This is a genomic window from Streptomyces sp. NPDC041122, assembly GCF_055592445.1.
In genome coordinates this window covers 1,236,873-1,248,562 of record NZ_JBVIYQ010000002.1, presented here as the reverse complement: position 1 = coordinate 1,248,562, position 11,690 = coordinate 1,236,873, and the positions used below count along the sequence as shown (strand labels likewise).

General features: G+C 71.5%; 12 protein-coding genes. 6 read left to right on the top strand and 6 right to left on the bottom strand.

The genetic code is table 11. The features are described 5' to 3' along the window. Positions 1-4 precede the first annotated feature (4 nt). The 4 genes from ACZ6B8_RS11750 to ACZ6B8_RS11735 all read right to left on the bottom strand — a co-directional run bounded on the left by ACZ6B8_RS11750 (position 5) and on the right by ACZ6B8_RS11735 (position 2,564). A complete protein-coding gene (locus tag ACZ6B8_RS11750; protein ID WP_471607199.1) occupies positions 5-391 on the bottom strand; it encodes an anti-sigma regulatory factor in 387 nt (128 codons plus the stop codon). Between the two features lie 124 nt (positions 392-515). Beyond that, the gene (locus ACZ6B8_RS11745; protein WP_471072561.1) at positions 516-923 is read right to left on the bottom strand and encodes an STAS domain-containing protein; all 408 of its coding nucleotides are present in this window, start codon (positions 921-923) and stop codon (positions 516-518) included. Beyond that, positions 920-1,801, bottom strand: a complete 882-nt coding sequence (locus tag ACZ6B8_RS11740) for an STAS domain-containing protein (protein ID WP_471072564.1) — start codon at positions 1,799-1,801, stop codon at positions 920-922. The genes ACZ6B8_RS11745 and ACZ6B8_RS11740 overlap by 4 nt, the downstream gene beginning before the upstream one ends. Before the next feature lie 262 nt (positions 1,802-2,063). Next, entirely contained in the window at positions 2,064-2,564 is a 501-nt protein-coding gene (locus ACZ6B8_RS11735; protein ID WP_471607105.1) for a MarR family winged helix-turn-helix transcriptional regulator, read from the bottom strand. Between the two features lie 108 nt (positions 2,565-2,672). On the opposite strand from ACZ6B8_RS11735, the gene ACZ6B8_RS11730 reads away from it, so the two are divergent. The 3 genes from ACZ6B8_RS11730 (at position 2,673) to ACZ6B8_RS11720 (ending at position 4,835) form a co-directional block, all read left to right on the top strand. Beyond that, positions 2,673-3,845 (top strand): PP2C family protein-serine/threonine phosphatase, encoded by a 1,173-nt coding sequence (locus ACZ6B8_RS11730; RefSeq protein ID WP_471607104.1) that lies wholly within the window; start codon positions 2,673-2,675, stop codon positions 3,843-3,845. 126 nt (positions 3,846-3,971) lie between these two features. Further along, the gene (locus ACZ6B8_RS11725) at positions 3,972-4,385 is read left to right on the top strand and encodes an ATP-binding protein (RefSeq protein ID WP_471072574.1); all 414 of its coding nucleotides are present in this window, start codon (positions 3,972-3,974) and stop codon (positions 4,383-4,385) included. A 150-nt stretch (positions 4,386-4,535) separates the two neighbouring features. Next, a complete protein-coding gene (locus ACZ6B8_RS11720; protein WP_471607103.1) occupies positions 4,536-4,835 on the top strand; it encodes a YciI family protein in 300 nt (99 codons plus the stop codon). Here the strand turns inward: ACZ6B8_RS11720 and ACZ6B8_RS11715 are convergent. Beyond that, positions 4,832-5,944: a WD40/YVTN/BNR-like repeat-containing protein gene (locus ACZ6B8_RS11715; protein WP_471607102.1), complete on the bottom strand. Its 1,113-nt coding sequence runs from the start codon at positions 5,942-5,944 to the stop codon at positions 4,832-4,834. The genes ACZ6B8_RS11720 and ACZ6B8_RS11715 overlap by 4 nt on opposite strands. Positions 5,945-6,181: 237 nt before the next feature. On the opposite strand from ACZ6B8_RS11715, the gene ssgD reads away from it, so the two are divergent. Then, the gene (gene ssgD, locus ACZ6B8_RS11710; protein WP_471072583.1) at positions 6,182-6,598 is read left to right on the top strand and encodes a spore wall synthesis regulator SsgD; all 417 of its coding nucleotides are present in this window, start codon (positions 6,182-6,184) and stop codon (positions 6,596-6,598) included. A 59-nt stretch (positions 6,599-6,657) separates the two neighbouring features. Here ssgD and ACZ6B8_RS11705 read toward each other — a convergent pair whose 3' ends face one another. After that, positions 6,658-7,350, bottom strand: coding sequence for a GOLPH3/VPS74 family protein (locus ACZ6B8_RS11705; protein WP_471607101.1), 693 nt, complete (start codon positions 7,348-7,350; stop codon positions 6,658-6,660). Positions 7,351-7,700: 350 nt separating this feature from the next. Between ACZ6B8_RS11705 and ACZ6B8_RS11700 the strand changes: the two genes are divergently transcribed. After that, positions 7,701-9,344, top strand: a complete 1,644-nt coding sequence (locus tag ACZ6B8_RS11700; protein ID WP_471607100.1) for an ABC-F family ATP-binding cassette domain-containing protein — start codon at positions 7,701-7,703, stop codon at positions 9,342-9,344. Between the two features lie 10 nt (positions 9,345-9,354). After that, entirely contained in the window at positions 9,355-11,670 is a 2,316-nt protein-coding gene (locus tag ACZ6B8_RS11695; RefSeq protein ID WP_471072591.1) for an ATP-binding cassette domain-containing protein, read from the top strand. Positions 11,671-11,690 lie beyond the last annotated feature (20 nt).

Below are 11,690 nucleotides of genomic sequence, written 5' to 3'. Positions count from 1 at the left end.
GCTTTCACAGGCGTCCGTTCCAGCGCAGCGCGGTGACCGTGGTGCCCCGGCCCGGTGCCGTCTGCACCGAGAACTCGTCCATCAGGCGCCGTGCGCCGCCCAGTCCGTGTCCGAGTCCGGCACCGGTGGTGTAGCCGTCGACGAAGGCCCGGTCGAGGTCGGCGATGCCGGGCCCCTGGTCGCTCACGGACAGCCGCAGTCCGCGGCGGCCGCCCTGGCCGATGATCTCCAGGGTCACGGTGCCGCCACCACCGTGCACATAGGCGTTGCGGGCCAGCTCGCTGGCGGCCGTGACGATGCGTGTCTGGTCCACGAGGCCGAAGCCGGCCCGCAGGGTCGCTTCCCGTACCGCGTGCCGCACCTCGAGCAGGTCCTCCTCCGCCCGGATGATGTGTTCGGTACGGACGTTCTCGCCTCCGGCCGGAGCATCCGAGGCGCTCCCCTGCCGGTCCGCCGACGGCCTGCCGGCTCGGGCGGGGGCGGGGATCGTGGACGTTCCTTCGAGGTCTTCGAGGTCACCGTAGAGGGACAACAGGGCTCCCCTTGGGAGATCGTGAGGCCGGCTGCCAGCCCAGCGCGATCATCCCCTGCTCGGCATTGAGCGTGGTCTCCACACCGGACAGCTGCAGCCCCAGTTCCACCAGCGTGATCGCGACCGCGGGTCGCATGCCGGCCACTATCACCCGCGCCCCCAGCAGCCTCGCCGTCGTCGTCAGCTCCATCAGCGTGCGCGCCACGAACGAGTCGATGATCTCGAGTCGTGAGATGTCGATCAGGATCGCGTTCGCACGGTCGGCGACGATGCGCTGGGTCAGCTCCTCGGTGAAGGCGACCGCCGCTTTGTCGTCCAGCTCGTTCAGCAGGCCGGTGACGAGTACGTCACCGAGCCGCAGGATCGGTACGCCACTCAAACCGCCGCTCACCGCGCATCCGTGAGAGAGGTCCGGTGCTCCGGCTGATGCGTGAGGAGCGGGATGGCGGCGGCGAGGGCGTCGGCCAGCGTCGAGCGGGTCAGGATGGCGGACAGATCGATGCCGAGCTGCGCGATGATCTGGGCGATCGGCGGACGGATGCCGCTGATCACACAGTCGGCGCCCATCAGCCGTACGGCGTTGACCGTCTGCATCAGGTGATGGGCCACCGCGGTGTCCACGGTGGGGACGCCGGTGATGTCGATGATGGCGACCTGCGCCTCGTCGCGCTCGATGGCCTCCAGGAGGTTCTCCATCACGACCTGGGTGCGGGTGGTGTCCAGCGTGCCGATCAGCGGCACAGCGAGGACGCGGTCCCAGATGCGCACCACCGGGGTGGAGACTTCGAGGAGCTGGCGGCTCTGCCGTCGGATGATCTCCTCGCGGCCCTCCACGAACATCTCGAAGGACGTGGCGCCCGCGGTGTCGAGGAGGCGGTTGACGAAGAGGGCGGCCTGGTAGAGCACGGTGACGTCACGCGTGTCCTGCTGCACGGCCTCCAGCAGCGCTTCTTTGAGCGCCAGGACGGACATGTACGTGGCCGTGGGGCTCGCGCCTCCTCTGGCGCGGCGCAGCGACAGGTCCGTCACGGACTGGCGCAGACCCTGGTGCTTGACGACGACGTCCTGCACCGGGTGGTCGGACTCCAGGCCGGCGAGCAGCGCCGCGACCAAGGAGTCCGCTTCCTCGCTCAGCTCGGCCTCGCTGATGCCTGTCTCCAGGACCGCCTGTTCCGACTGCAGCTGTACCCAGCGATCGGCCACCTTCTCGCCCTGCTCACGCAGAGCGGCAATGACGCGCAACCGGGCCTCGGGCTCACTGGTGTTCATTCGGTCCACCTTAGCAATTGTTGTCGCGCGGCAAATGTTAACCGAGACAAACGATCACCGGAGCCAGTGGTCACATCGCGTCAACTGCCAGGTCGGCCAGCACTTTCGACGGCGCGAAGCGGCCGCCGGCCGGGCCTCGTCACCTCATTCACCTGAACCCCACAACTCTCGGTTCTTCACGACCGTGTGCAGGTACCTGGATACACCGGATGTAAACCCACACGATCAGGGGAGTGACGCGGCCCACGCGGACCGTACGAGGTCAGGCGGACTCCACGGGACGGCCGACCCCCGGCCGGGGCCGCGGCGCGGTGCACTCCACCGACCGGTGGAAGCCGCTCAACCCCGCCACCAGGGCGGCCCGTTCCGCGGGCCGCATGGCCGAGATGGCTTCGAGCAGCGCGCTTTCCCGGCGGGCGCGCAGCTCGTTGAGGTAATTTTCTCCCCGGCTCGACAAGCGCAGTTCGAGCTCGCGGCGACTGGCTGAACTGAGGGACCGCTCGATGAAGCCCAGGGCATGAAGGCGGTCACACATACGACTCACCGAAGACGGCGCCGACCCCAAGTACTCACCCAGGGTCCGGAGATTGATCCCCTCGGCACCGTCCAGGGCGTACAGCACGCGCAGCTGCGACGACGAGACCGGTGCGGTGGGTGCGATGTCCCGGCCCCTGCTCCACAGGACCTCGAGCAACTCGATGACTTCCCGGGCAGCATGCGCGGAGGCATCCTGGTCGCCCCCGACGGAAGTTTCGGCATCCATGCCCTCAACTGTGACACTTCGCAATGGCCCTGTCAGTCGCTGAGGCATGGTGGGCCACGGCTCCTTCGTCAGCTCACAACATGAACCGGAACAGGTGGTATCAGACAAGTGGACAGATTCACGGCCGTGGAGCGTGCTCTGCGAAGATGCGCACCGCACGATCTCCTCGAAGCGGTCAGGGAGGCGCTCGCTGTCCATTACGCAGCCGGCTCCGTCGACCTGCTGATGGCCGACTACGCGATGACCATACTCCAACCGGTCGACGCCCTCCCCCAGACCGCGACCCCCGTACCGGTGCACACCAGCGCGCCCGGCCGCGCGTTCGGATCCCAGGAGCCGTACGCCGAAGCGGCGGGGGATGAGGGATTTGTCACTGTCCACCTGCCCGTCTCGGTGCGCGGCGACCGCATCGGCATCCTCACCGTGCGCCTGGCCGAGCCCGCCTGCGACCCCGCGACCGTGGGCGAACTCGCCGACGTGGCGGAGGTGCTCGGCCACGAGATCGTCGTGGCCGAGCGCGACACCGACCTCTACATCCAGGCCCGGCGGGCCGAGCGGCTCACCCTCGCCGCCGAGATGCAGTGGCAGCTGCTGCCGGGCCGCTCCTGCTCCCGCCCGGAGTACGACATCGGCGCCCAGCTCGAACCGGCGTACGCCATCTACGGCGACAACTTCGACTGGTCGACCTCGGCCGACCACCTCACCCTCACCGTGACCAACGGCATGGGGAAGGGCATCCACGCCGCCCTGCTCACCAATCTGGCCGTGAACGCGATGCGCAACGCGCGCCGCGCCGGGCTCTCCCTGACCGGCCAGGCCTGCCTGGCGGACCAGGCCATCTACGGCCACCACCAGGGCGCGCTCCACCTCTCGGTCCTGCTGCTGCAGTTCAACCTCATCACGGGCGAGGCGGAGATCATCGACGCGGGCTCGCCGAAGATGTGGCGGCTGCGCGAGGGGCGGTCCGAACCGATCGATCTGGACGCGCAGCTTCCGCTCGGCATGGCCGAGGACACCCCGTACACCGTCGAGCGCTTCCGCGTCCGGCCGGGGGACCGTCTCCTCTTCGTCAGCGACGGTGTCTACAACACGGCGTCGCCGACGGGCGAGCGGTACAGCGAACGCGCGCTCAGCCGGGCGATGACCAGCACCCGGCTGCTGCCCGCGTCACAGGTCGCACGGGCGGTGCTCAAGGAGCTCTCGGGGTACCGCGGACCCATCGACGCCGACGACGACGCGATGATCGTCTGCCTCGACTGGCGGGGGCGGCCCACCGACTGACCGGCCCCGCGCGGCACCCGGCATTTCTCGTGAGCAACAGGGCGTTGAACCCGCCACTTTTCGGGCAGGAGTTCTTCTCGTACGGCCCCCGATTCGGTAAGGCCGCCCCGACGAAGGAGGAGGCGCATGCGGACACAGCACATACCGCTCGACACCGGGCCGCCGGCAACGGCCACCTTCGACAAGAACCCCGCGGCGGTCGCCGACGCCCGCGAGCTCACCCGGGGTTTCGTCGCGGGGCTCAGCCCCGCCGTGGACGGGCAGAGCGCCGCGAGCATCGAGCTCGTGGTCTCCGAGCTCGTCACCAATGTGGTCCGGCACGCCCGCGGCGCCCTGTGCTCACTGCGCCTGCACGCGCAGCACGACGTCATCACCATCGCCGTCTCCGACGCGGATCCGCGCCCGCCGCAGGAGCGCGCCCCCGACCTCCGGGGCGGCACCGGCGGCTTCGGCTGGCCGATGGTCCAGCACCTGGCCAGAGCCGTCGGCGTCACGCTCGACCCGACCGGCAAGACCATACGGGCCGAGCTGGCGAGGTAACACCGCGGCACCGAGGGCGCCGCGAGCGCGCCGATACTCCGAGTCATGGACCGGACGCTGCGCTCCGCACGATCGACGGAGATCGAAACCGTCGCCGAGAGAATCCCGTCGACGTGTTCATGGTCCGTCCGCCCCGGTAGCCTCGCGATCATGTTCATTCTCGAATTGACCTACACCGCGCCGCTCGCCGCCGTCGACGAGCAGTTGCCGGCCCACGTCGTCTGGCTCGACCAGCAGTACGAGAGCGGCGTCTTCATCGCGTCGGGTCGCAAGAACCCGCGCGACGGCGGCGTGATCCTCGCCGTCGCGGAGGACCGCGGCGTGATCGAGGAGCTGATCGCGAAGGACCCGTTCGTGCTGGCCGGGGTCTGTGAGTACCGCGTCACCGAGTTCTACGCGACGAAGACGGCGCCGGCGCTCGCCGCGTACCGCGAGGAGCTGCCCGCCTAGCGAGTCCGCTCCAGGCGGGCGATCCGCCCCTTCTCCCCCGCGGCCCAGCAGCCCCGGTCCCGGGCGCAGTCCACGGTGTCGTACGACCCGGCGTCCACCGGGTGCCAGCTCCGGCCGCCGTCCGTCGTCACGTCGGTGCCCGTCGGGCCGACCGCGAGGGCGGTGGAGCGGCTGTGCGGGAACCAGGCCACGCCCGAGCGGTAGGCGGGCGGCGGCCGTCCCGCCGGGTCCCAGCGCCGGCCGCCGTCCCGAGTGACGGCGGCGGCCTTCGGCGAGGGCTGGTCGGCACGGTAGTCACCGCCGACCGCGATGCCGTGCGTACGGTCGCGGAAGGCGAGCCCGAAGACGCCGCGGGCCGGGTCGCCCGCCGGGATCGGCGCCTCGGTGGCCGTCCAGGTCAGCCCGCGGTCGGCGGAGTGCAGGACACGGGCGCGCGGCGCCCCGCCCGTGGCCAGCCACACGTCGCGCGGTCCCGAGCTCACCAGGCACTGGCCGCTCGCGGCGAACCCCGCCTCGCCCTCCTGTGCCGCGGGCATACCGGTGCTCGGCAGCACCTTCCAGGAGCGGCCGCCGTCGGCGGTGGAGAGGATGCGGTACGTGCCGTCGACCGGGTCGCTCATGGCCAGGCCGTGGCGGCGGTCGAAGAAGGTCATGCAGTCGTAGAACGCCTTGGCGTCGGTGTTGCGGAAGGACTCCGTCCAGGTCGCCCCGCCGTCCTCGGTGCGCAGCACCCGGGAGGCCTCGCCCTCGCCGATGGCCAGGACCACCGCGCGGCGGCCGTCGAAGGCCTCGATGTCGCGGAACTCCAGACCGGCGGCGCCGGGCGGGGAGACTTCGCGCCATCTCCTGCCGCCGTCGGACGTGCGCAGCACCGTCCCCTTGGTCCCGGCCACCCAGGCGGTGTCCCGGCTGACGGCGGCGAGCCCGCGGAAGCGGGCGTCGGTGCCGCTGTCCTTGAGCTGCCAGCGCGGACCGTGGTCCGCACGGTGATCGGGCCCCGCAGGGCCCGCCGCTCGCGCGCTGCCCGGCGCCGCGAGGACGGCCCCCGCGAGCGCCGCCGCGCAGAGTCCCGTGAACACCGTCCGCCGCGTCGGCTTCGTCTTCCCCATGCCCCTCATGGCGGGCGAAGCTAGCCGACGCGCGGGGCCTCGTCCAGATGGCCGGAAGGGCTCCCCCGTGCGACGGGCGCCGGGAACCGCGGGCCGCGCCACGGTGTCGCGGTGACAGAGGTCACTCCTTCCGGCCCGCCCTCCATGTGCACGGATCCCGTCTTTCCGTCGTCTAGTCAAGTGCCGACCCCAGTCGTCCAGACCCCAGTCGTCCAGCAGTCAGTGAGGGAGCAGGCGTTGTCCACCGTCATCGAGCAAGCCGTAGAGGCCCGCCTGGTCGCCGCCGCGCCGCGGATGCCGACCATCCCCGCGACCCTGCACTACGACCGGCAGGACCCCTTCGCCGTACGGATGAGCTTCCCCGCGCCCGCGACCCTCGAAGGCGTCGAGGTCTACTGGACCTTCGCCCGTGAGCTGCTCACGCAGGGCGTGGAGCGGGCGGTGGGCGACGGGGACGTGCGCGTGCGCCCGTACGGCTTCGACCGCACGGTCGTGGAGTTCCACGCCCCCGAGGGCACCGCAATCGTCCACATCCGCACCGGGGACCTGCGGCGCTTCCTCCAGCGCACGACGGCGCTGGTGCCGATGGGCCAGGAGCACCGCCACGTCGACCTGGACCACGACCTCGCGGAGCTGATGCGGGACGCGTGCTGACGCGGGATGGGTGCGGGTGCTGACGCGGGTCCGAGCGGGGTGCGGGCGGCCGGGCGGGGTCAGCCGCCCCCGCCGCCACCGCCGGACGAGCGGGCCGCCTCGGCCGACGCGACGGCCGAGGCCAGCGCCCTGCGGAGGTCCTGCATGAGCGCGCGCAGCTCCGGCGCGGAGCCGCCGGCGCGGTCGGTCAGCGCCGCGAGCCGGTCCTTGTACCGCCTGCGGTCCTTGCCGGTGACGACGGACCGCAGCTTTCCGGTGGCCGCGCAGACGACGAGTGCCGCGTCCCCCTCGTCGACCTCCTCGACCGGACGCGGGCCGCGCAGCACGGCGAGCGCCTCCGCGTGCAGCGCCTCCGCGTATCCCACCCGTTCCAGCTCCCAGTGACGGGCGGGGAGGAGGCCGAGGACGCGGCGGCGGCCCTCGCGCAGATATCCGTGGGCGGCCAGCTCGGCCCGCACGCCGTGCAGGGTGGCGCGGGAGCGGTGGGTCATCCATCCGCGCCAGGTGCGCGGGCGCGACTGTTCGATGAGTTCGAGGAGGGCGTCGAGGACCGGGTCGCCGGTGCGGTCGCCCACGGCGGCGGGGGTGACGACGCGGTCGGCGTCGACGAGCAGGCCGCGCCCGGCGAGCTCGGCGAGGGCTCCGGCGCGGACCGTGAGGTGGACATCGGGGCCGCCGGAGAACTTGCGCTTCTCCGGGTGCCAGGAGAGCAGGAACAGCCTGGCGGGCAGGGACAGCGTTCCGAAGTGCACGGCGCCTCCTCGTGCTGCGGCGGGGTCCGCACGACGGGCGGGGGCACGTCGGGCGGGGCCCTCACGATCGGCCCTCACGATAAAACGTTGACACGGTCCCCGGCGCCTCCTACGGTTTCGATCGGTTCTGTAGCCGTCGAACAGGAGTAGGACGTTGCTCGTCTGAGGTCATGAGACACCGCGTCACGCAGCTTCGCGCTGCCGTGTACGTCGTGTGCGACCTCGGCATTCGAGCCGTCCCGTCCCCCGGCGCAGGCCCTTCCCCCGTTTCTCCGGCCTCATTCCCGCCGCGGTGTCTCGAACGCGTTGCCCCTGACCACGCTTCCCACGACGCGACCGCGAGGCCCCGTATGTCATCTTCCCCCACCTCCATCACCTGTACGTCGCTCTCCTTCGCCTGGGCCGACGGCACCACCGTCCTCGACGGCCTTCAGGTGGCCTTCGGACCCGGCAGGACCGGCCTCGTCGGCTCCAACGGGTCAGGAAAGTCAACCCTGTTGAAGCTGATCGCCGGTGAGCTGGCCCCGTCGGAGGGCACCGCGCGTGTCGTCGGCGAGGTCGGATACCTGCCGCAGAACGTCACCCTCGACACCGGCCTGCGCGTCGACGACGTGCTCGGCATCGCCGCGGCCCGGGCCGCCCTGCACGCCATCGAGGCCGGTGACGCGCGCGAGGAACACTTCACCGCGGTCGGCGACGACTGGGACGTCGAGGAGCGCGCCCGCGCCACCCTCGACCAGCTCGGGCTCGGCCACCTCGGCCTCGACCGCACCACGGGCGAGGTCTCCGGCGGCGAGTCGGTGCTGCTGCGCCTGGCCGCCCTGCTGCTGCGCCGCCCCGATGTGCTGCTGCTCGACGAACCCACCAACAACCTTGATCTGCATGCCCGTCGGCGCCTGTACGCGGCCGTCGAGGCGTGGTCGGGCGTCCTGGTCGTGGTCAGCCACGACCGTGAACTCCTCGATCTCGTCGACCAGATCGCCGAACTGCGGGAGGGGGAGGTCAGTTGGTACGGCGGCAACTTCACCGCGTACGAACAGGCCCTCGCCACCGAGCAGGAGGCGGCGGAGCGCATGCTGCGCGTCGCCGAGTCCGACGTCAAGAAGCAGAAGCGCGACCTGGCGGACGCCCAGGTCAAACTGGCCCGCCGCAAGCGGTACGGCCAGAAGATCCAGGACAGCAGGAGCCAGCCGAAGATCCTGATCGGAGCACGCAAGCGGGCCGCCCAGGAGTCCGCGGGCAAGCACCGCATCCTGCACGAGGAGCGGCTCGTCGAGGCCAAGGAGCGCCTGGACGACGCCGCCGAGGCGGTACGGGACGACGACGAGATCCGCGTCGACCTTCCGCACACCCGGGTGCACCCGGGCCGCACCGTCCTCACCCTCAGCGGCCTCGAACTGCACTACGGGGCCCGCGTCAAGGGCGAGTTCGAGCTGCGCGGCCCCGAGCGGATCGCGCTGATCGGACGCAACGGCGCGGGCAAGACCACGCTGCTGCGCACGATCGCGGGCGATCTCGCGCCGGTCTCCGGCGAGGCGCTGGCCCATGTGCCGCTGCGCTTCCTGCCGCAGCGCCTCGACGTGCTGGACGGCGAGCTGACCGTCGCCGAGAACGTGGCGGCCTACGCTCCCGACGCCACCAGGAACCGCGTCCGGGCACGGCTGGCCCGCTTCCTGTTCAAGGGTGCCAAGGCCGACCAGCGGGCGGCCACGCTGTCGGGCGGCGAGCGGTTCCGTGCCGCGCTCGCGGCGCTGCTCCTCGCCGAGCCCGCGCCGCAGCTGCTGATGCTCGACGAGCCGACCAACAACCTCGACCTGGCGAGCGTGCGGCAGCTCTCGACGGCCCTGGAGTCGTACGAGGGCGCGCTGATCGTGGCCAGTCACGACATGGCCTTCCTGGAGTCCATCGGCATCACGCGGTGGCTGCTCCTGGACGGCGAGCTGAAGGAGATCACCCAGGAAAAGAAGACAGAGGCTGTCGGGTATCACGCCTAGCTTCGCAGGCATGGACCAGAACAGCCGCCCGCACACCACGCACCAGCACATCACCATCGACGGAGCCCGGGAGAACAACCTCCGCGCCGTGAGCCTGCGCATCCCCAAGGGCCGGCTCACGGTGTTCACGGGGGTCTCGGGGTCCGGGAAGTCCTCGGTGGTCTTCGACACGATCGCGGTGGAGTCGCAGCGCCAGCTGAACGAGACGTTCACCTGGTTCGTCCGCAACCGACTGCCCAAGTACGAGCGGCCGCACGCGGACGCCATCGAGGAGCTCTCCCCCGCGATCGTCGTCGACCAGAAGCCGGTCGGCGGCCACTCCCGGTCCACGGTGGGCACGATGACGGACATCTACTCGGTGATCCGGGTGCTGTTCTCCCGGCACGGCACGCCGAGCGCGGGTCCGGCCACGGCGTACTCGTTCAACGACCCGGCGGGCATGTGCCCCGCCTGCGACGGCCTCGGCCGCGCGGTGCGGCCCGACTACGACCGCATCCTCGACCCCGCCCGGTCCCTGGCCGACGGCGCGATCCGCTTTCCGCCGTTCGCCGCGGGGACCTGGCAGGGCCAGACGTACACGAACACGCCCGACCTCGACGCGCACAAGCCGGTCGGCGCGTTCACCGACGCCGAGCGGCAGTTCCTGCTGCGCGGTGGCCGCCGCCAGCGGAAGGTCAACGTCAACAACACCGGCGGCGCGCGGGACATCGACTACGAGGGGCTCGCGGACCGCTTCGAGCGCCTCTACCTCAACCGCGACCTCTCCGCCCTCTCCCAGAAGACCCGCGACCTGGTGCGGGACTTCCTCAGCGAGGACACCTGCCCGGCCTGCGACGGCGCCCGCCTCAACCCGGCCGCGCTCGCCACCCGCGTCAACGGCCTGGGCATCGCGGACTGCACCCGCATGGAGGTCACCGACCTCGTCCGGGAGCTCGGCCGCGTCGAGGGCGCGGTGGCGGCCCCGATCGCCCGGGCGGCCGTCACGGCGCTGGAGCGGATCGAGGCGATCGGCCTCGGCTACCTCAGCCTGGACCGCGAGACCTCCACGCTCTCCGGCGGCGAGGGGCAGCGCCTGAAGATGGTGCGCCACCTCGGCTCCAGCCTCACCGGCATGACGTACATCTTCGACGAGCCGAGCGTCGGCCTGCACCCGCGCGACGTGGGGCGCCTGAACGACCTCCTGCTGCGCCTGCGCGACAAGGGCAACACCGTCCTGGTCGTGGAGCACGACCCGGATGTGATCGAGGTCGCCGACCACGTCGTCGACATGGGCCCGGCGGCCGGCGCGGGCGGCGGCCTGGTCGTGTTCGAGGGCACCCCGCGGGAGCTGCGGGACGCGGACACCCTCACCGGGCGCCACCTGCGGCGCGCCACCGGCATCAAGGAGCAGCCGCGCGATGCGGTCGGCGGCCGCTGGGTCGAGGGCGCCGATCTGCACAATCTCCGCGACGTGAGCGTGCGGGTGCCGACCGGGGTGCTCACCGCGGTCACCGGGGTCGCGGGGTCCGGCAAGAGCACGCTGGTGTCGGCGTTCACCGCGGCGCATCCGGACGCCGTCGTCGTCGACCAGTCGTCCATCGGCATCTCGGGCCGCTCCACCCCGGCGACGTACCTCGGGATCATGGACACGGTACGCAAGCTCTTCGCACGCGGGACCGGCGCGAAGGCGAGCCTGTTCAGCTTCAACTCGCACGGCGCGTGCGAGAGTTGCCAGGGCCGCGGGGTCATCCACAGCGACCTCGCGTTCATGGACCCGGTGACCACGACCTGCGAGGCGTGCGAGGGGCGGCGCTTCAAGGACGAGGTGCTGCGGCTCACCGTGGACGGCCGCTCCGTGGTGGACGTCCTGGAGATGACCGCGGAGCAGGCGCTGGAGTTCCTCGACCGCTTCGACGACACGGCGGTGCGCCGCCGGCTGCGCGCGCTGCGGGACGTGGGCCTCACCTATCTCACGCTCGGGCAGCCGCTGAGCACCCTCTCCGGCGGCGAGCGCCAGCGCATCAAGCTCGCCACCCAGCTGCACCGCACGGGCACCACGTACGTGTTGGACGAGCCGACCACCGGCCTGCACATGGCGGACGTCGACGGACTGCTCGGCCTGCTCGACCGGCTCGTCGACGCGGGCAACACGGTGCTCGTCGTCGAGCACAACCTCGACGTCGTCAAGCACGCGGACTGGGTGATCGACCTCGGCCCGGACGGCGGCAAGCACGGCGGCCGGATCGTGTTCGAGGGCACGCCCGCGCAACTGCTGCGGGCCGAGGGGTCGTTCACGGCCGAGCATCTGCGAGGCACTCTGGGCCCGGACCGGGTGCGCGCTGCATGATGTGCGGCACGGCGCCGCCC

What these genes read in the sequence shown, in the direction of transcription:
- ACZ6B8_RS11700 (WP_471607100.1), top strand. Translation starts at nt 7,701, where the DNA reads ATGTCATCTTCCCCCACCTCCATCACCTGTACGTCGCTCTCCTTCGCC.
- ACZ6B8_RS11695 (WP_471072591.1), top strand. Translation starts at nt 9,355, where the DNA reads ATGGACCAGAACAGCCGCCCGCACACCACGCACCAGCACATCACCATC.
- ACZ6B8_RS11715 (WP_471607102.1), bottom strand. Translation starts at nt 5,944, where the DNA reads ATGGGGAAGACGAAGCCGACGCGGCGGACGGTGTTCACGGGACTCTGC.
- ACZ6B8_RS11720 (WP_471607103.1), top strand. Translation starts at nt 4,536, where the DNA reads ATGTTCATTCTCGAATTGACCTACACCGCGCCGCTCGCCGCCGTCGAC.
- ACZ6B8_RS11740 (WP_471072564.1), bottom strand. Translation starts at nt 1,801, where the DNA reads ATGAACACCAGTGAGCCCGAGGCCCGGTTGCGCGTCATTGCCGCTCTG.
- ACZ6B8_RS11725 (WP_471072574.1), top strand. Translation starts at nt 3,972, where the DNA reads ATGCGGACACAGCACATACCGCTCGACACCGGGCCGCCGGCAACGGCC.
- ACZ6B8_RS11735 (WP_471607105.1), bottom strand. Translation starts at nt 2,564, where the DNA reads ATGGATGCCGAAACTTCCGTCGGGGGCGACCAGGATGCCTCCGCGCAT.